General features: G+C 39.1%; 15 protein-coding genes. 4 read left to right on the forward strand and 11 right to left on the reverse strand.

The genetic code is table 11. From position 1 onward, the window contains the following. Window positions 1–30: 30 nt before the first annotated feature. The 3 genes from CZ367_RS07835 to trmD form a co-directional block, all read right to left on the reverse strand. Window positions 31–1242 carry a C1 family peptidase gene (locus CZ367_RS07835; RefSeq protein ID WP_077196422.1) on the reverse strand — a complete coding sequence of 404 codons (1212 nt, stop codon included), beginning with the start codon at window positions 1240–1242 and terminating at the stop codon, window positions 31–33. 89 nt (window positions 1243–1331) lie between these two features. Beyond that, a complete protein-coding gene (locus CZ367_RS07840; protein WP_077196423.1) occupies window positions 1332–2735 on the reverse strand; it encodes an aminopeptidase P family protein in 1404 nt (467 codons plus the stop codon). Window positions 2736–3294: 559 nt separating this feature from the next. Further along, on the reverse strand, window positions 3295–3972 hold the full coding sequence (trmD, locus tag CZ367_RS07845) for a tRNA (guanosine(37)-N1)-methyltransferase TrmD (protein ID WP_077196424.1): 678 nt from the start codon (window positions 3970–3972) through the stop codon (window positions 3295–3297). A 448-nt stretch (window positions 3973–4420) separates the two neighbouring features. On the opposite strand from trmD, the gene CZ367_RS07850 reads away from it, so the two are divergent. The 4 genes from CZ367_RS07850 (at window position 4421) to CZ367_RS07865 (ending at window position 8833) form a co-directional block, all read left to right on the forward strand. Further along, window positions 4421–5170 carry a nucleoside-specific channel-forming Tsx family protein gene (locus tag CZ367_RS07850; protein ID WP_077196425.1) on the forward strand — a complete coding sequence of 250 codons (750 nt, stop codon included), beginning with the start codon at window positions 4421–4423 and terminating at the stop codon, window positions 5168–5170. A gap of 663 nt (window positions 5171–5833) precedes the next feature. Then, window positions 5834–7063 (forward strand): site-specific integrase, encoded by a 1230-nt coding sequence (locus CZ367_RS07855; protein WP_008446638.1) that lies wholly within the window; start codon window positions 5834–5836, stop codon window positions 7061–7063. A gap of 61 nt (window positions 7064–7124) precedes the next feature. Beyond that, window positions 7125–8420: a site-specific integrase gene (locus CZ367_RS07860; RefSeq protein WP_008446491.1), complete on the forward strand. Its 1296-nt coding sequence runs from the start codon at window positions 7125–7127 to the stop codon at window positions 8418–8420. Window positions 8421–8443: 23 nt separating this feature from the next. Further along, window positions 8444–8833 (forward strand): hypothetical protein, encoded by a 390-nt coding sequence (locus CZ367_RS07865; RefSeq protein ID WP_008446589.1) that lies wholly within the window; start codon window positions 8444–8446, stop codon window positions 8831–8833. A gap of 181 nt (window positions 8834–9014) precedes the next feature. Here the strand turns inward: CZ367_RS07865 and CZ367_RS07870 are convergent, their stop codons facing one another. From CZ367_RS07870 to CZ367_RS07900, 8 genes are all read right to left on the reverse strand, one after another. Next, the gene (locus CZ367_RS07870) at window positions 9015–9494 is read right to left on the reverse strand and encodes a hypothetical protein (RefSeq protein WP_008446501.1); all 480 of its coding nucleotides are present in this window, start codon (window positions 9492–9494) and stop codon (window positions 9015–9017) included. An 18-nt stretch (window positions 9495–9512) separates the two neighbouring features. Next, window positions 9513–11714 (reverse strand): peptidase domain-containing ABC transporter, encoded by a 2202-nt coding sequence (locus CZ367_RS07875; protein ID WP_008446692.1) that lies wholly within the window; start codon window positions 11712–11714, stop codon window positions 9513–9515. A 56-nt stretch (window positions 11715–11770) separates the two neighbouring features. Then, entirely contained in the window at window positions 11771–13276 is a 1506-nt protein-coding gene (locus CZ367_RS07880; protein ID WP_009434704.1) for a DUF6734 family protein, read from the reverse strand. Window positions 13277–13488: 212 nt separating this feature from the next. Continuing rightward, window positions 13489–14745: a DUF6734 family protein gene (locus CZ367_RS07885; RefSeq protein WP_008446699.1), complete on the reverse strand. Its 1257-nt coding sequence runs from the start codon at window positions 14743–14745 to the stop codon at window positions 13489–13491. A 7-nt stretch (window positions 14746–14752) separates the two neighbouring features. After that, window positions 14753–16111 (reverse strand): radical SAM/SPASM domain-containing protein, encoded by a 1359-nt coding sequence (locus tag CZ367_RS07890; RefSeq protein WP_008446465.1) that lies wholly within the window; start codon window positions 16109–16111, stop codon window positions 14753–14755. A 97-nt stretch (window positions 16112–16208) separates the two neighbouring features. Further along, window positions 16209–16364 (reverse strand): hypothetical protein, encoded by a 156-nt coding sequence (locus CZ367_RS15405; RefSeq protein WP_009434700.1) that lies wholly within the window; start codon window positions 16362–16364, stop codon window positions 16209–16211. An 83-nt stretch (window positions 16365–16447) separates the two neighbouring features. Beyond that, window positions 16448–18742 (reverse strand): TonB-dependent receptor, encoded by a 2295-nt coding sequence (locus tag CZ367_RS07895; RefSeq protein WP_231551773.1) that lies wholly within the window; start codon window positions 18740–18742, stop codon window positions 16448–16450. A gap of 178 nt (window positions 18743–18920) precedes the next feature. Then, entirely contained in the window at window positions 18921–19550 is a 630-nt protein-coding gene (locus CZ367_RS07900; RefSeq protein WP_008446642.1) for a hypothetical protein, read from the reverse strand. Between the last annotated feature and the right edge of the window lie 124 nt (window positions 19551–19674).

Genomic DNA, 19674 nt, shown 5'->3' on the forward strand with positions numbered 1-19674 from the left:
CTGCTTCATCAAGCCTACTGCAACTTTTTATTAGATGCCCATCTTTTTGCGGATGTGAGCAGGGATTGCATTCTTGTTAACGATGTAATCCATTGTGTTAGCTGCGATGAAGTTCTTGGTCATGTACCAAATGCCTTTGTAAGCACCTGTTTCACCCCAAGAGTTCTTTACCATATAGTATTCCTTACCGAATTGGTCCTTAGCAATACCGAAGATATGCATACCGTGGTCGTCAGTAAGTTCCCAGTTGTCGAAACGCTCTTGACGCATCTCTTGTGTAGGAGTTACTTCAGGAACCTTAGCACCGAGTTCAGCAATGATGTCCTTCTTCTTTGCAGCAGACATACCCAACCAACGTGCCATATCGCTACCTTGGAGGCTTTGTGCAGCAGCCTTACCGTCTACCATATAAGCCAAACCTTCGCGTGTGAAACCTGGTTCGCTAACGTCGCCACCCCAACCGATGGTGTAGCCGTTCATAATAGCGTTGTCGATGATTTCCATCATTTCGTTCATTGGCAAGTTCCAAGATTGTGGGAAACGCCAGTTGTCTTGTACTTCAACAGCGAAAGTCTTGTAGAATGGGTGGTGTGTGTAAGAAGTGATAGTTACGTAGTCGCCCCAGTTCAAACCGAAGCTGTCAGCGAATGAGCGTGGAGTGTATTCCTTGCCTTCGTACATAAACTTCTCTGGGCACTTACCGAGGTAAGCATCGAGTACACCTTGTATACCCACTTTCCATTGGTTAGAGATCTTGTTTTGCTTGCTCTTTGCAACAGCGTCAACGATAGGGCTGAGTACTGAGAAGAACTCGTTGTAGTTGTTGAGTGAGTCGCCATAGAGTGAACCTGGGAAAGGCATTGCGTTTTCAGGGCAGATACCATAGTTTTCCAAGCAGTAGAATGGGTCTTCGGCAGAACCACCCTGTGCAAACTGGCAGTCACCGTGGAAACGTACTACCTGAATAGCGCGATCCATATAAGTCTTGTTTGTAACGAAGCTTTCGCAAAGGTCTACTTCCTTACCTGTCTTCTTCAAGATTTCAGACTCGAAGAAGCTCAATGTTGAGTAAGCCCAACAAGTACCTGAACGGCTTTGGTTCTTGATGCTTGTGATAGGGTTTTGCTTCACTACAGTGAAAACTGGTTTGTTTGTATCTGCCTTAGGAGTAGTTTTTTTCTTTCCTGCAGATACGCTTGTAGCAACCATTGCTGCCACAGCCAATACTAAAAATTTTCTCATAATAGTTTTAATGTTTTGCCTAATTTACAGTATTGTAGACTGATTTCGGTTCAACTGGTTTAATTAATTATTTTAATTTATACTCTTTTTTATCTATTTTTAGCAATGTAGTCCTCTACGTCATTTGCCTTATAAGGTATGAGCTCTTTACCGAGGAAGCGGCAACCTTCTTTTGTAATGAGTATGTCGTCTTCGATGCGGATACCTCCAAAGTTCTTGTATTCGTCAAGCTTGTCGAAGTTGAGGAAGTCAGCACAATGCTTCTTAGCTCTCCATTCATCAATAAGAGCAGGAATGAAGTAGATACCTGGTTCGTCAGTAACAACAAAACCTTCTTGCAAACGACGACCCATACGCAAGCAGTTTGTACCAAACTGGTCGAGGTTAGGGCGAGTTTCAGCATCGAAACCCACGTAGATTTGTCCCAAAGCCTCCATATCGTGTACATCAAGACCCATCATATGGCCTAAGCCGTGAGGCAGGAACATAGCGTGTGCACCTGCTGCCAACGCATCGTCGGTATTGCCCTTGGCCAAACCTATTTCCTTCATTCGGTCGAAGATAACACGGCAAGCTGCAAAGTGTACTTCCTTGTAGGTGATACCTGGTCTTGAGAGTTCCAAAGCCTTGTCGTGTGCCTCTACTACTGCATTGTAAATGTCCAACTGCTGTGAGGTAAATTTGCCATTGATAGGGAAGGTACGTGTGTTGTCAGAGCAGTAATGGTTCATATTTTCTGCACCGCAGTCGCACAATACCAAGCGACCATCTTCCAACTCCTTCATTGAAGGACCACCGTGCATAATTTCGCCGTGCTGTGAGAAGATAATAGGGAACGAAACCATTGACCCATACGAGTTGGCAATGCCTTCGATCTGACCTGCTACAAACTTCTCTGTTACGCCTGGGCGTGCTATGCGCATAGCTGTGGTGTGCATCTTGTAGCCAATTTCAGCAGCAGCTTCCAATTCTGCTATTTCTTCTTCGGTCTTTACTGAGCGCATTTCTACAACAGCGTTGATAAGTTCTAAGCTTGCTGCTTCCTTTTGCTTGTAAGGGTGAATACCGAGAAGATCCAATATCTGAATTTGAATGTCGTGGCGGTAAGGAGGGAGGAAGTGTATCTTTCTGCCTGCCTTTTGTGCCTTGTCGCAGATGTTTTTAAGTTCTGCCATTGGCGCAGCGTGGTCAACACCTACCTGTGCAGCCAAATCTTTCACTGCATCAACGCTACCAAACCACACAATGTCTTCTATGTCAATATCGTTACCGATAAGAATTTCTTTGTCCTCATCTATGTCAATTATACCTACAAGACCATCTCTTTTCTGTCCGAAATAGTAGAGAAATGATGAGTCCTGACGGAATGGTGCATAACTATTAGCTGGCCCGTTTACGGGTGCTTCGTTGTTGCCAAAAAGCACTATGATACCGCTTTTTATCAACTTCTTAAGTTGAGCTCTACGGCTTGTATAAGTTTCTTTCTTAAACATAATTGTTTTCTGTATTAGTTTTGCTGCAAAGATAAGAAATTTTTCTAATAAAACCCTAATTTTTTATGCAGAATTTATATCTTTTTTCCATTTCGTTTTGTTATCTATTTGTCTTTTTTATTCCAATGTTACTCATTTGTACTTTCCTTTTGATTGCTTATTACATTATATATGTTGCAAAGTAGACATAATATAAATAAGGTATGCAAGCTTTCATTTTGATTGTTCCGTAATATTTTCATTAGCGTTGGAACTACTTGTTTTTCTCCTCACATTTAACCCAAATCGGTCATTAAACCAGTTTCGGGCTTGTCTATCTATTTACCGAAACTTATGAGTTGTCTTTTTGCCTTATTTTGGCTTTATTTTGCTTATATCTACAGTTACATAGCCCGCTATGCTCCTTTGATATATGCAAAATAAATCACAAAATAAGCTCAAAAAATACATTCTCATTCTAACGACCGATTTAGGTTAATAAGGTGAGAATACTTTGAGTTATGCAATAAAAAAATAGGAACAAGCCGTGGCTCATTCCTATTTGTATGTGATGTAAGATTTATTTTTCTAACAAGTCGGGGCGTAAGCGTTGGGTGCGTTCCATTGCTTGGTCAAACTCCCATTGCTTTATCTTTGCTTCGTTGCCACTAAGGAGTATTTCGGGAACGTCCCACCCCTTGTAGCTGCGTGGGCGAGTATAGATGGGGGCTGACAACATATCATCTTGGAAACAGTCGGAGAGTGCACTTTGCTCATCACCTATTACGCCTGGCACAATGCGTACCACGGCATCGGCAATGATGGCTGCGGGCAATTCGCCACCTGTGAGAACAAAGTCGCCCACAGATATTTCACGTGTTATGAGATGCTCGCGCACACGTTGGTCTACACCTTTGTAATGACCTGCCAATATAATAAGGTTGCCTCCCATTGAGAGGTCGTTGGCTATTTTCTGGTTGAAAGGCTCTCCATCGGGCGATGTAAATATCACTTCGTCGTAATCTCTTTCAGCTTTTAATGCGCTGATACAGCGGTCTATAGGTTCTATCTGCATCACCATACCAGCCTGTCCACCAAATGGATAGTCGTCTACTCGCTTCCATTTGTTGGTGCTATAATCGCGTAGGTTGTGCAGTCGTACCTCTGCTAATCCCTTCTTTTCTGCTCGTGCCAAAATGCTTTCGTGTACAAAGCCTTCAAGCATTTCGGGCAATACTGTGATAATGTCAATTCTCATAATTGGCACAAAGTTAGCAATTATTTTATTAGCTTAGGACGATGAACGTAGGTTTTTTATGTTTGAAATGGAATAAGGCTGGTTCTATAAATTAGCTTTGTTAGATTTTGAGCTTATTTTTGAGGTCAAAATGAAAGAGAGTGAAAGAGTGTAGCGAGCTACACGACTGAACGAACTTACATTTTGAACCAAAAACGGAGCAAGCCGAATGCAATCAAACTTGTTTGAATTGTTGAGGCGCAGCCTGTTTTATATAAAAAGAAGCCAAAAGATAACAAAACGTATTTCATAACAATTTAATGACGATATGCGGTGGTAATTTATAGAACCAGCCATAAACTTATTAAAAGTATGGAGCAGCGAGAAGATGTTTCTTGAATACTTCTTGTATAAGTCGTGGTTTTTACATAACTTTGCACCCAATTAATAATGTTAACTTAAAAGACCAATGAAAAAGTTTTTATCCCTTGCCATATTTTCAATGGCAGCTTTTGCAGGTGTTCAGGCACAAAATGTGCAGGTACATTACGACCTTGGAAAGACAATGTACGATGATTTAAATTCGCGTCCTGCGCTCACCACAACGGTAGAAATGTTTAAGCCCGATAGTTGGGGTTCTACCTTTCTTTTCACCGATATTGACTATAAGAACGACGGTACGGTGGGTGCATATTGGGAAATAGCTCGCGAGTTTAATCTTACCAAGAACAAACAATGGGCGGCACACGTAGAGTATAATGGCGGTGTAGGCACAGGCGAGCTTCCAGAAGGTTATTATGGCAATCGTTATCAGCACGCTTTCTTGGCTGGTGGTGCGTGGAATTGGGCTAATTCTGATTTCTCTAAAACTTTCTCTGTGCAGTTGATGTACAAATACTATTTCAAGAATGGTCATACGGGTGCTCGTCCTTTTAGTGGTTTCCAACTTACAGAGGTTTGGGGATTGCAGTTGGCTAAGGGTCTTTGTTCGTTCAATGGGTTCTGCGACTTGTGGTATGATCCTAATTGCAATGGCAAATTGATATTGCTTAGCGAACCCCAATTCTGGGTGAATATGAATAAGTTGAAGGGAATGGATAAGGTAAATCTTTCGTTGGGTACAGAGGTTGAAATCAGTAACAACTTTGTATGGAACAACAAGGCACAGCACAATAAGTTCTATGCTATTCCTACGATAGCTGCCAAATGGACATTCTAAATTAAGAAGATAGTATAACAAAATGCTGCAAGTGAAGAGGACTTGCAGCATTTTGTTATGCTTCATCAATAAACCCAAATCGGTCATTAGCCCGCAAAGGCTTTTTAAAGCGTTTAGATGTTATGCTTTTCTTCGTCTTTGCACCTTATTTTGGCGCTTTGCGTTTGTTTTTTCAGTTGTTTAGCTCGCTAAACGTCTTCAAAAACAACCAAAAATAGCTCAAAATAAGCTCGCAAATCTCGAAGAAGTCTAACGACCGATTTGGGTTAAAGCAATGATTTTGTAAAGATTATTTCGTTGAAAAACGGTAATTTCGATTTGGCGTTGCGAAAGCGGCTGTTTTGCAACGCAAAACCTACGCTTTTGAGTGGCAACTAATCCTTGAAAAGGAAGAAAAATCGAAGTTGGTGTAAACTGACTGATAATGAGGAAGAAACGAAACGATTTGCGTAGAAGTGCTCTTTTCAAAAAGGGCAGGAATATGCAGATTTAGGCAGAAGTTCAGTTACCAAAGCATTACCTGATTTTGAGATAGGTAACGATGAAGTAATGTTCGGTAACTGAATTATTTTCGCTCGTGTGGCTGTTGCTGCGGTCGGCAGTTTTCTGCATAAGTGAGGAACGCTTTAATTCGGGTAACTTTGCCCATAAAAATTAAAGCGTATGAAACAAGAGAAAATGAAGGTGTTGCTCTACCTCAAAAAGAGCGGTCTTGACAAGTCGGGCAAGGCTCCCATCATGGGGCGTATTACACTTGGAAGGAGTATTGCACAGTTCAGTTGTAAACTCTCCTGCAACCCCGACTTGTGGAATCCACGAGAGAGCAGAATGGATGGTAAGAGTCGTGAGGCGGTGGAGATAAACGGTAAATTGGAAAATCTGCTGTTGTCTGTTCAGTCGGCTTATCAATCTCTGCTATCCAAAGGTTGCCTATTTGATGCAGCCGATGTGAAAGAGCTGTTCCAAGGGAGCGTACAGACACGATGCATGCTCATTGAAAGGCTGGATATGCTCATTAAGGAGAAGGAAAGCCATGTTGGTATAGACATCAAGGAAGGAGCCATACACGGCTATCACTCTACCCGAATTCATTTGCAGAAGTTTATTCAACGGAAATACAAGGTGACAGACTTGGCTTTCTCACAGCTCACAGAGAACTTTATCTATGAGTTTGGGCAGTATTTCTTAGGTGAGTGCGGTTTTCAAGAAAGCACATTCTATAATGCAGCCACGCATTTGAAGACGGTATGCAGGTTGGCTTACCGTGAGGGATTGGCTGATGTACTTCTATTTGACAAAGCCAAAATTAGCAAGGGCGACAAGAGACTGCCCAAAGCACTTGACAGAGGGGCATTTGAGAAGTTAAAGACTCTTCAATTTGAGGACTTGGAGGAGGAAATGGAAACGGCAAGGGATATTTTCCTCTTTGCCTGTTATACAGGTGCTGCATATTGCGATTTGATGGAACTGAACAAGTCCCATCTTGTGCGTGATGATGAGGGTTGCCTTTGGCTGAAGTTCAACCGTCAGAAGACAGGTGTGCCTTGTCGTGTCAAACTGCTGCCCGAAGCCATACGGCTGATGGAGAAGCTCCACAGCGATGAAAGGGAAACATTGCTCCCTTTCATGGGATATGCCACTTACCAATCTTATTTGAAAGCCCTGCGGCTTCGTGCAGGCATCTCGTTTCCTTTTACCACACATACGGCAAGGCACACCTTTGCCACATTCATCACGCTTGAACAGGGTGTACCTATTGAGACCGTGAGTAAGATGCTGGGACATTCCAACGTGAGCATGACCGAGCGTTATGCAAAGGTAACGCCACAGAAACTCTTTGAGGAATTCGACCGTTTCCTTTCTTTCACCGAAGAGATGCAGTTGGCTATCTAATCCTTATTAAGTCATTTGATTTCTTATCTATTCATTTAATTAACTTCAAACCACCAAGACAATGAGAAGTACATTCAAGATACTGTTCTATATCAACAGACAGAAAACAAGGGCAGACGGCAACACCGCCATTCTCTGCCGTATCACCATAGACGGAAAGAGCACCGCCATTACCACAGGAGAAGAGTGTAAAGTCTCCGAGTGGAACTCCAAACAGGGTTTGACAACCAATAGGAAGACCAACCAAAGAATCAATGAGTTCAGGGAATTGATAGAAAAAACCTATCGGGACATACTGACGATGGAAGGAGTGGTAAGTGTGGAACTTATCAAGAACAGTTTGCAAGGCATTGCCACCAATCCCACCACGCTCCTTGCAATGAGCAAGGCGGAACTGCAAGCCGTCAAGGAAAGCGTTGGAAAGTCAAGGGCAGAGGGGACTTATCTGAACCTTTACTATTCTGATAAAAATCTCCGAGATTTTATCGAAAACAAAGGAGTACAAGACATATCTATCGTCACCATTACGGAGAGTTTGTTCGAGGAATACCGTTTCTTCCTGAAAAAGCGTGGACTGAAAGCATCGACTGTCAATACCAATCTATGTTGGCTGAGCCGACTGATGTTTCGTGCGGTGAGCAGCAGGATTATCCGCTGCAATTCCTTTGAGAACGCCAAGTATGAGAAGGAGGAAAAGAAGATACGCTTCTTGCAAAAGGGCGATGTAATGAAACTCATGGCAATGACGATGAACGACAGAGAATCGGAATTGGCTCGGCTGATGTTCGTCTTCTCCTGCTTCACAGGTATGGCTATCGCTGATATGGAAACGTTGCAATATAGGCATATCCAAACGGCAGCGGATGGACAGAGGTATATCCGCAAAGAGAGACAGAAGACAAAGGTCGAGTTCATCGTACCACTGCATCCCGTAGCTGAAGCCATCATCAGCCATTGCAGGAACGAGCAGGCAAGAAACGAAGAACAGCAGACGGTGAAAGAAAAAGGCGACAGCCTTGTCTTTCAACCTCATTGCAGCCGTAGCGTGATGGGCAAGAACCTGAGCATCGTGGGTAAGGCTTGCGGTATCCGTCAAAGACTTTCGTACCACATGGCAAGACATACGTTTGGTACGATGTGTCTAAGCGCAGGTATTCCTATTGAGAGCATAGCCAAGATGATGGGGCATACCTCCATATCAAGCACGCAGATTTATGCGCAGGTAACGGACAACAAGATTTCAAAGGATATGGACAGGCTTATAGCCAAACAATCGGCAAATGAGAAAGAAATAGCGGAGAGAGAGACTTGTGAATCTTCGGATATTGTAACCTGTAAAATGGAAGAAACGGCATGAATACGAACTATAAACAAAGGACAATGACTAGCACGGAGAATCATCGTAGCTATTTTGATTGGGGCTGCAATATGCAGGTCATTCGCAAGGGAAATGGAGGGATAGCCATGACAGAGAGTGAACTTGTGAGGTTCTTCGGGGTAACATGGAGGAAACTCAACCATAGGATGCAAACGATAATAAAATCCTCCAACCTATATCTCGATGAGAGGATTGCAGGTGAGGAAGATATTTATGCAAACGAACAACTAAAAGGTTATGCTCCGCTCTATCCGCTTCCTGTCATCATCGCCCTGTCTTTTCAGTTGGACAGCACGGAAGCCCATTTATTTAGAGAGTATCTCTGTGAGAGATTGCAGAAACCTGCATCCGTGATAACACCGATATTTCTGCTCGGTAACACGAATAACTAATGATTATTTCTTATCTTTCCTTTTTCTTTCACCGATTATATCTTACTACATTACTACAATAGGAGTTAAAGCGGTGAAAGAAAAAGGATTAACGTGTAGTAAAATACCCGAAACAATGGTACTACGCAGTAACTACAACTGCCCTTCTTCTTTCACCGCTTGATTACGATTAAAAAGGAAATTATATGATGTTTGTTATTTGCCTGACAATCCTCTGAAGTATGCTTTCATTGCTTACAAGTATAGATGCGGTGCCTGTCATTCCGCTGATGAGATTATACTTGCAATCTGTTATCCTTACCTGTGCCGTGAACACGTTGCCTTCTGCCGTTTGTAAGGGTATATGCGATGTGGCTGTTATTACACCATTTGCAACTCCGTAGGTTTCTGCATCGTAACCCTCAAATTCGATGTTTACCGTCATTCCTCTCGCTAACGTATTTACGTATTTATAGGGAACGGCGATTGTGCCTTGACGGGCATTTGTCATCTGTACCTTTGCACTGATGGTTTCAGGATAAGGTATAAAGTATGCACCTGCCAGTAGTCCTAATATTACAATAGTGATAATCATGATGCCATAGCGTACAATTTTTGACGGTATCTCGCCAATGATGTGCCTTACCTTCTCGCTGCGGAGTTCTATCTTGTCGTCTACCATAGTTGTTTTTCCTTTACGTTAGTTTCCTAACTCCAATTGATTCTTTACAAGATTGTAGTATGCACCACGCTTTGCCGTGAGTTCCTCGTGGTTGCCAATCTCGACCACCTTGCCTTTATCCAGTACCACTATTTGGTCAGCATTCTTCACCGTGCTTAGTCGGTGTGCTACGATAACTACCGTCTTGCCTTTGTAGAACTCATCCAGATGCTCCACAATCATGCGCTCGTTATTGGCATCGAGCGAGTTGGTGGCTTCATCAAGGAAAATATAATCGGGGTTCTTGTATACAGCTCTTGCTATCAAGATACGCTGTTTCTGTCCTTGACTCAAGCCAACGCCATCGCGACCAATCTTAGTGTTGTATTTTAAGGGAAGTCCCATTACATAGTCATGAATACAAGCTATTTCGGCTGCCCTTTGCAATCGCTCCTTGTCAATCTCACCATCATCTACGGCTATATTCCTTGCTATACTCTCGGAGAATATCACACCGTCTTGCATCACCACGCCACACTGTCTGCGCCACCACTTCTTATTTAGCGTATTTACACCTGTTCCGCCTATGGTGATTTGTCCTCCCAATACGGGATAATAGCCCAACATCAGTTTGATGAGGGTGGTCTTTCCGCTACCCGACGCTCCGACAATGGCAGTTACCTTACCTTTGGGGATTGTGAGGCTTACATCATCAATGATGGTTTTCAATGCGTGAGAATCGTACTTGAAGTTTACGGCTTCAAGGTCTATGCCTTGATTTTTTTCTTTCACTGCCATTTCCAATCCTTGCTTTCCGTTCTCATCATCCATGCGGTGGATTTCATTGATACGCTCAAGACTTATCTTCACATCCTGCACCGAATAGAAGAAACTCATCAACTGCTCGACAGGTGAGTTGAGTTGCCCAATGATATACTGCACGGCAAGCATCATACCCAGCGTGAGCTGTCCGTGAATGACGGCTGTGGCTGCCACCACGGTGATTACGATGTTTTTCAGTTCGTTGATGAATATGCTACCAGCCTCTTGTGTCTGTTGGAGTTTAAGGGATTTCATCTGCACTCCAAAGAGGTCTGCCTGCACGTCCTCCCATTCCCAACGACGACGTTGTTCACAATCTTGGAGTTTTATCTCCTGCATAGAGGTGATAAACTCGTAGGTCTTGTTGTTGTTGATGGCTTGCTGCTCGAAGAGTTCGTAATCAAGTACTTTTCTGCGCCTGAGGAAGAGTGCAAGCCAACCGCCATAGAGCAGACTACCGAGCATGAAGATGGTAAAGACAAGCCAATTATAGGATAGCAGCACGATGCTGAACACCACAAAGGTAAAGAGGGAGAACACGATGCTAAGTGTCTTTTGAGTTAAGAACGTGTTCACCCTACTATGGTCACCCATACGCTGCATAAGGTCGCCCATCAGTTTAGTGTCGAAGAACGACATCGGCAGTTTGAGCAGCTTGATGAAGAAGTCACTCACAAGAGAAATATTGATCCGCATAGAGATATGCAGTAAGAGCCAACGACGGATAAAATCAATGGCAGTACGGCTCATGGTAAGGACAAGTTGTCCCAAGAGTATTAACCAAATAAAACCGATGTTCTGGTTTTTGATTCCCACATCCACAATTGATTGCGTGAGGAAAGGCAGGATAAGTTGCAGCAGACTGCCCACAAGTAAGCCTAAGACTATCTGCCCAAAGTGCTTTCCGTATTTTTTGACATAACCGAAAAGAAACTTGAGTGAGCGTTCTTCTTTCAGCTTGGATTCTTCTTTAATATTATTGTTATCAAGTAACTGAGTAGTACTGCAAAGCATAGCGATTCCTTGCTCTTTATCTTTCAATCTTGTACTAATCCAATGACTCTTAAATTCCTCTAAATTATATTTAATTAATCCTTTACTAGGATCTGCTATATAAAATCTCTTGTCTCTTCTTATTTTATATAGTATTACAAAATGATTCTGATTCCAATGGAGAATACAAGGTAACGGATATTTGGATAAATTGGTAATATCTATCTGGGTACAAATCGTATCAAAGCCTAGGTAATTTGCAGCTTTACTTAGTCCCAATAAAGAAATTCCTTCTGTAGTTGGCGTACATAGTTTTTCTAAAAAAGATAAAGAGTATCTTTTTCCATAATATTCGCATATCATTTGTAAGCATGTAATACCACATTGCATAGAATCGTATTGATGTAAGAAACGAATATGTTTCATTAAACTGTGAGCTTTAGCATTAATATTTCAATAATAGTCAAAAATAAAACTGGACGTTAGATATTCGATATTGTTAAAATACAGTTTTCTATCATCCGGTAAATAATTCTTTCTACATATCTTAAATTAGCTTCATACTCTTCTTTACCATATTTGTTTTGTGATAGTGCACAAACATTATCTATTATATCGGAGGCTGTTGCTGTATGCTCCTGTAGGAGATAGTCTATAATAGTTTCAACCGTTCCACGAGCAACTACTTCATAAACTGTTTGACGAAAAGCATCTGGTATAGTTACAACTTTATACATTTTATTTTCAATTTTTTGATTTTTTGTAATATACATCAATGTTTCTGATGATATATCTGTCAAGCTAATAAAAGGATTTAAAATAAACTGACAATTACTCTCATATAATCTCTCATTTTCCCAAAAGCTATTAATGCAAGTATACTGCTTTTTAAAAAATTCCTTCTTATTATCTTCTAGTTGTTTCTCAACTTTGATGCACGTGTTGTCCAGTTTCTTAATTTCGGTATAGATTCTTTCTTTCATTATTTTTCCTATATCATAATTTTTAGAAACTTTAAAACTACGTGACCTTTCTAATATTTCGTTGGAAGTCCTGTAATGATGGATATAAGGAGTATCTATAAAATTCAGATAATTAGATATTGGGATACCGCCATGCTGGATATATGTATTGATTATATGATGATGTAAAGCAGGATCTATTTTTTCTAGAAGCCTTGATGCAAAAATTTGTGCATCATTTCTTTTTTTTATATTTCCAAGCATATGACAATAGCCGTGTTTTTTCAAACACGACATATCAAGATTCATCCAATCAAACAAAGTACTTAATTTTTCACCTTCAGTGCAGTAGCTTATAGTTTTATTATATTTTTGAGCTAGGCAATAAAAGAAAAGTTGCTCGTAAACAGAATTTATAAAACCGTCATGATTAAGTTTCAAAATCCTATCATTGTTATATATAAATCTATATGCTTGTTCTGTGTAGTATTGAATGAATTTCACATCATTTCCTCCGAGTACGCCTGCATTAGCCACACTAATAATCTTATTTTTAAGCTCTATATCTGCAAAATTGGGAATTTTTCCTCCAACTTGTATGAAACGATCTATGCACTTACGATTATACAATTGATCGTCATACTCAATATTTTGTGCGAATAAGTCTGCTTTCCAAAAGGAATCTGGTAAGCTGTCATACAACAAAAAATCACAATCTACATGTAAAAATGGTTCATGCTGTTCACTGTATGTATATAATTTTGGCAAAGCCCATAATTCATAGCCAGAATACCCTTCCATAATATTCGGAATTGTTACTATCTGATCATAAGGAATACACAATTCTTCAACAACTTTTTTAGCTGTGGAATTGCAATACAGCGTAACATGACCATAATGCTGCTTTAGTAAAAGGCAACTAATAGCCATAGTTATCCAATGAAATTCAGGTGAGAGAAATCCTGCTTTATCGAACATAGGATCTTCATCTGTGGAGAAACTGTAATATGTCTGTAAAAACCTCATGTATGCAATAATATTAATAAAACAAAATCTTTTTCTAAAAATACCTTTAAGCTACTAACAAAAACCTTAATTTTAGGTTGTATAAGTATTAAACCTTCTGAGTGTATATGACTATATAATTAGTACACTTAAAATACATTAGTGTAGCATTATGCTCATGCCACCAAAGTATTAATTATAAAGTATGCACTATGTTTTGTTATTTTATGGTGTCATATAATTAATACATTATCAAATAATCCCTTGCGAATACTTGTAATTAAATATTCTTGTTGAAAGGGATTCAAGTCTGTTATTATTTCGTTTAACCGAATAGGCTTCCTAAATATTTTAAGTAGATTTGTCATAACAGAGTCGTATTTTATATACACATTCTGCGCAAGATATGTATTGTATGTTTTTAGATATCCCTCCTGTTTGCATTCCTTTTTATCAGGTAATGTTGAAACTTTTTTATTACTTATGAATTTAACATCAGGAGAAATTGAAATTATAGAGTTTAATAAGTCTCCATTAGATATTTTTTCATATTCTATTGCTCTTTTCTCATACTCACTATTTGCAATACCTTTTAGTGTGATTTTTTGACAAATATCATTTTTATGGCATACATAGAGTATTCGGTCAAAATACTCTGGATACTTCCTATACATTTGCCTAATGATATAGCTATTACAGCGTGGATGACTTTTGTAATTCATTATGTGAATATAAGGATGATTGTTAGCTTCCACTACTTGGTCAGGGACTGTTCCCCAAGGCATAACAAAATCCTTAACAACACCCTTAATAAATGTTTCAACCTTGATTCTTTTTGTATGTGCTAAGGCATAAAAAATCCATTGTTCAAAAACAACATTATAAAGAAACTTCTTGTCTGACTTTCTTATACTATTAGCATTGCTTGATAAAAAATCTTTAACATATTCAATGTACTCTTTCCAAAAGAACACATTATTACCACCCAATACCCCTGCATTATATGAATGTATATTATTTTCACCGAAACATACTCTCATGTAATCAGGAATTATCGCATTGCATGATTTCAAATGGTTTAGTACTAACATGTAGAAATTTGAATCGTTTTCTTCATGCTGGGCTACTAAGTCTGCTGTTAATAAGCGCTTCTTGAGCGCTTCCTTGCAAAACACATCACAGTCTATATGCAAAAAGGGAGCATTTTGCATACTATATGTTTGAATTTTAGGGTAACAGTAAAAATCCCTATACTCATTCTTGATGTCATCCAATATGAAGTATGTATCATATGGCAATAGAAACAAATCTTTAAATATATGTTTTAACTCAAAATTTGTATACATACAAAGGGGTATTTGTGGGTTATACTCTTTTAAGAGTAATCCACTCAATGCTATTGATAGCCAATTGACTAGTGGAGATAAATAACCTCCGCAAAAGTTCAGTCCATAACTTCTTAACTGACTATATGTTTGAATTATATGCATTATGTTATTATTTTATATGGTTAAGTCTGTATATAGCATTTATTAGCATGCGATCCTCTATATTATATATAAACATAGGGCATCTAGGTTCTTTCTCATATAATGCAAGTGGACATAATCCTCCACATAAAGGATAATACTTACAATCTTTACACTGTTTAATCTGACCACTTAACAACATGTGGGGAATGGTCGCTAAGGCACTATTTTTGCGCTTATTACCTCGGTTATGTATATTGCCCAAATGCAATGGACCTCCTAAATATCTTGTAGAATAGGCTGTCTCCGAACAGTCGTAAATATTACCATAAGCATCATACATTAAGGACTCTTTCATTGTCCCAATACATATATAAGGCCCACTTCTGTGCGGAAGAATCTCTGTTCTAAAACCATGCGTTAGCATATAAAGTATATACTCTGTAGACTTTTTCCCAATTATCTTCCATGTCTTGGCATCACCAGCACCATTGTTTGCCCATGAAACAACACATGCACAATAAAAACGAATTTTATCCTGCATCCCATCATTGTACAGTTTATGTAAAAGTGGAATAACACCATCTATATTACTTTGATCAATATTACATCGAATGGTTATCATGCATTTAGTCTTATCATAGTATGGGCTTGAGACTATAGACTTTAAATTGTTGTATAATTTAACAAAAGTTCCTTTACCGCTACACGTGAAACGGTGCTTGTCATGGAATTCCTTATCTCCATCTATTGTTATTTCTATCCTCCTGCAATTAAATTGTTCCTTTAACTCTCTATATACATCTGGCGTGAGTATATAGCCATTTGTAGTTATATGAGATAGATTTTTAATCTTATGCTTATTTGTCAGAATTTTTATATGCTTATTGATTATACGCATTTTATCTAAGGCGCATAACGGTTCTCCTCCAAACCATCCTATTTCCATGTCCTGATAATCATGTGCAGATAATTTAATATCAATCTGTTTGATGAGACATTCTATGGTATCTATACTGATTTCTGCATGGTTGTGCTCTTGACCACAATAGTTACAAGCAAATTGACATTTATCAGTTGGTTGAATGGACATATATAGGTGCTCACTATGGTACTGTCTTTGCTTCTTTAAAATCTTTTGGTTTTCTATGTTTATTGATCTAAACTCGTCTTCTTCCTTTGGAACAAGCACCTTTGCTTTAATTAATAACTCCATTGTATTTTTGTCTATATGCCTAAAATCTTCATTGATGACAGAATTATAGGTGTTAGCTGATACAAAAATGTTTTTTGCTGTTCTTCCAGAAAAGAAGAGACCTAATTGATGTCTCTTAATGTGATATAAATTCTTAAATAAATATGCTGAGAGTTTAAGTTTATTTTCCATTTTCTATGTTATAATATTAGAAAAAAGGGAATGCTATTGTCGGAGTAAAACTCACGCTCCAGAGTTAGCATCCCCTAATACTCATTTTGTAACTGTCTTAGTGACAATTACCGAATGAACAGTTACCATAGTAACCCCATTCTGCTCCTCCGTATAATTCGTCGGCCTGCTCTTCGTTCAAAATAATGCAATCTTGATCGATTTCTTTCAACATGGACTCATCAAGGAGCTTTTTTAAATTAATTTCTGCCATAAGGCTAAAAGTATTTAATAACGTCTACTCTTTTAAAGATTTTCGACATCCTCTTTATCTGTACGTGAATTTATATTTATCTGCTACTTCGTTGTTGGCACAATACCTGCATCAGTATCAGAGTTATGAATACGTTGGTTCACCTCAGAACCGTGCTTTCCAAAGTTCAGGTTGAAATGAAAGTCTATGCCAAAAACCTTACATAGATTTTTCGACCATACCATTTGATTATAAGGAGCAAGATGGGAAAGATTTTCTACAGACATTTCATAACGTGAACTGAAGATGTTCTGCAACTGGAGTTCTACACCCCATTTTTCTCTATTGTACCCAAAAACTATACTATGTGATTTCTCATCTTTGTTAAGTGTCTCCCCCCACAGTCTATGAAAACTTGTCTCAAGATTGGCGCCTACATACCAATTCTTGTACATTCCCATTAAGTTGGCACGCAAGCCCCAGTTAGTATGTGTATGCGTATAGGTATTGCCATTGCTGATATAGCGATTGACAAATGGGGTAAATTGGATGGACATATAATCCCTCCAAGGTTGTACTTTTAGGTTTATTTGAGAGTTCAGACGATGGAAGCCTCTTTGATTGGCATAACTCCTAACATAGAAGCCATTCGAATAGGTTGTTTCTTCCATATATGGTTTATCATCATAGCTATAACGAGTAAACCATTCTGCACTAATATATTTTGTTCCTACGCTAATTGATAGTTCATTAGAGAAAAATCTGACCGCCTGTAGATTTGGATTTCCACGGCGTATTTGGTAAATGTCTATGTGTTGTTCAACATCGCTTAATTCGGCAAGTGAGGGTGCGTAGCCTCCCATGTAGGCTTTGTAGCGTATTGACAGATAATTGTTGAAACGGTACCCCAGCTGAATAGTTGGACGAAATATATATTTTACCTGTTTGGCATTTCCTTGGCTAACATAGGTTCTCATAGCACCTACACCTACCATATAATCCAGTTTTCCTAACTTTGAAGCCCATTCTCCAAAACCATAACTCTCACCTGTATTCATCTTTACGCTTGAGGATGTGTTTCCATCATATGCGTTTTTTGTGTACATCTGCTGATGTCGCAGACCGAATGACAACCGCGAATCCTTGATTTTCTGCTCGTAAATAACTTCAGCTATGGTCGAATATTTATTGCCATTGACATGGGAAGTTATTTCCTGCACAGCATTCCCCAGAGATTGGCGATATAAACGGTCGTTTTTAGTATTGATATATGTTCCTATCAGGTCAAAGAACAGATGCCGATCCTTGGTAAACTCATGCTGATAATAAATATCTAACGATGGATTGTTGCTCCTTGACTTGGTGCGGTCCTTGATATCGAATGTATTGCTATCCTGAATAAGTTTGGAATTTCTATCAGATACCGCATGAGGCGTATTGTTATATAAATCACGAAAAGTAACACTCAATATGTTTCCGCTATTTATGTAATCGTATCCTATGGATAGATTGATGTTGTCATATCGTGCCTTTGTCTTTTGCCCTATCTCATAGTTACTGATACTGGGGGTCGTTGCATGGAAAGCCTCCATGTTTTCACGTAACCAGTTTACATCACGTCGATTCCAGTTTACAGATGCCTTGAAGTTTGACTTACCTACATGATAATTACCCGATAACTGATAATCTCCTATACCTAAGGGATTGATAGTGTTCATAAACTCTCCGGAGATGCTTCCACCATTCTTCTTTTCTTTTAAGATAATGTCAATTACGGCAGCTACATTTCCGTATCTTAGACCAGGATTATCATGATATTCTATTCTCAATACGTCTGCCGGCAAGAGAGCCTTCACCTCCTGTATCTCTGCCTTTACACCATTAATACGTAACTCTACGGCATCCCCCATAGTGGTAGTCACCTTACTGTCAAGCGTATTTACAGAGATTCGTGAAAGCTGAAGATGCTGCAACAAACTTAAACCATTGCTTGATGTTTTTTGCTGAAGCAGATTAGGGATAATTATTTGGCGGTCAGCTTTTTGTATTACGTTGTTGGCGATCACTGTAACGTCATTAAGCTGCTTACTTTCTGGTTCCAACATGATTGTACCCACCGAAAGGTGCTTAGAAATGTTTTGGCATTTAATTTCCTGCGTAGAATACCCAACAAAAGATATCCTTATTCTATAGTTCTCTCCTTCATGCGTATTCAGTTCAAAGCCGCCATTCATATCAGTTACTACTCCACTAATCATCTTATTTTCGCTTTCACGAAACAACGAAACCGTTGCAGCTGGTAATGGTTGCTTGTTTTCATCTACGACCGTTCCCGTAGTTTGTGCAGCAAGAATACCATAGCAGCCAGACATGAGCAACGTGAGAATTTTCTTTTTCATAAACATTATATTATTTATTATATGTATTGTCTTATTATAATTTTGGAGTCAACATCATGATATGCCGACAACTTTTCTTGTCTTTCGATGTTGCAAATGTATTGGTTTCTCCAAATTATATCGTTACACTTTTGTGTAATTCTGAATTTGTTGTCTGAAATATTACACAAAAGTGTAATCATGCAGCCTTGCAAAGTTCACCATACTTTGAAAAGAACCCCATTATACCTCTCTTACTGGAACATACAGGAACAGTTTCCGATGTCAGGTAATCTATGGATTTCCCTATTTGACGTGTGCCAAATCCCAAGCCCTTCATTACTTTCAATAGTTTGCTGTCAATCTCTGCTATCATATAGCTGTACTTGTCCTCTACTATCGGTTTTACTGCCAATGCCATTAGCCGCTTGAACAATGTCAATGTGGATATTCCCGAATCCTTTGCAACGGCAAAGCGCCCGATATGCCAAAAACTATATTTACTTTCCCCGTGAATAGCATTCAGTGGATTTATTCCGTATATTTTTTCAATAGGAAGAGTCTTGTGTTTATCCCAATGGAAACTCCTGATGCAGCCAATTATATTCCCAAAGGCATCCCTTGCAATATAAATATGAGATTTGTTATCATACAGATATTCCTCTTCTTCAAGCACTGATTTGATATCTTCATTTACTTCTTTCTCTGTAAATGAAGATAAGTGATGGGAGTAATTTTCCTTGACCACAAACTGTGCTATTTCCAACAGACTCGTTTTGTCTGCCATGAAGATAGCGTAGTCCTTAAATGTTGCAATCTGTTTTTCCATAATGCTTTTTGTTTCTTGATTTATATGGCAAAAATACTTCTTATGCAAATATCACCTATTACACTTTTGTGTAAATCTTCATTTCTCTCTTTGTTTTTTACACTTTTGTGTAATCTTTTTGCGG

It is taken from the genome of Prevotella ihumii, assembly GCF_900155655.1.
Classification (GTDB): domain Bacteria; phylum Bacteroidota; class Bacteroidia; order Bacteroidales; family Bacteroidaceae; genus Prevotella; species Prevotella ihumii.

Excerpts from the sequence above, each read along its gene's own strand:
- CZ367_RS07835 (WP_077196422.1), bottom strand. The coding sequence starts at position 1,242 with ATGAGAAAATTTTTAGTATTGGCTGTGGCAGCAATGGTTGCTACAAGC.
- CZ367_RS07840 (WP_077196423.1), bottom strand. The coding sequence starts at position 2,735 with ATGTTTAAGAAAGAAACTTATACAAGCCGTAGAGCTCAACTTAAGAAG.
- trmD (WP_077196424.1), bottom strand. The coding sequence starts at position 3,972 with ATGAGAATTGACATTATCACAGTATTGCCCGAAATGCTTGAAGGCTTT.
- CZ367_RS07850 (WP_077196425.1), top strand. The coding sequence starts at position 4,421 with ATGAAAAAGTTTTTATCCCTTGCCATATTTTCAATGGCAGCTTTTGCA.
- CZ367_RS07855 (WP_008446638.1), top strand. The coding sequence starts at position 5,834 with ATGAAACAAGAGAAAATGAAGGTGTTGCTCTACCTCAAAAAGAGCGGT.
- CZ367_RS07860 (WP_008446491.1), top strand. The coding sequence starts at position 7,125 with ATGAGAAGTACATTCAAGATACTGTTCTATATCAACAGACAGAAAACA.
- CZ367_RS07865 (WP_008446589.1), top strand. The coding sequence starts at position 8,444 with ATGACTAGCACGGAGAATCATCGTAGCTATTTTGATTGGGGCTGCAAT.
- CZ367_RS07870 (WP_008446501.1), bottom strand. The coding sequence starts at position 9,494 with ATGGTAGACGACAAGATAGAACTCCGCAGCGAGAAGGTAAGGCACATC.
- CZ367_RS07875 (WP_008446692.1), bottom strand. The coding sequence starts at position 11,714 with ATGAAACATATTCGTTTCTTACATCAATACGATTCTATGCAATGTGGT.
- CZ367_RS07880 (WP_009434704.1), bottom strand. The coding sequence starts at position 13,276 with ATGAGGTTTTTACAGACATATTACAGTTTCTCCACAGATGAAGATCCT.
- CZ367_RS07885 (WP_008446699.1), bottom strand. The coding sequence starts at position 14,745 with ATGCATATAATTCAAACATATAGTCAGTTAAGAAGTTATGGACTGAAC.
- CZ367_RS07890 (WP_008446465.1), bottom strand. The coding sequence starts at position 16,111 with ATGGAAAATAAACTTAAACTCTCAGCATATTTATTTAAGAATTTATAT.
- CZ367_RS15405 (WP_009434700.1), bottom strand. The coding sequence starts at position 16,364 with ATGGCAGAAATTAATTTAAAAAAGCTCCTTGATGAGTCCATGTTGAAA.
- CZ367_RS07895 (WP_231551773.1), bottom strand. The coding sequence starts at position 18,742 with ATGAAAAAGAAAATTCTCACGTTGCTCATGTCTGGCTGCTATGGTATT.
- CZ367_RS07900 (WP_008446642.1), bottom strand. The coding sequence starts at position 19,550 with ATGGAAAAACAGATTGCAACATTTAAGGACTACGCTATCTTCATGGCA.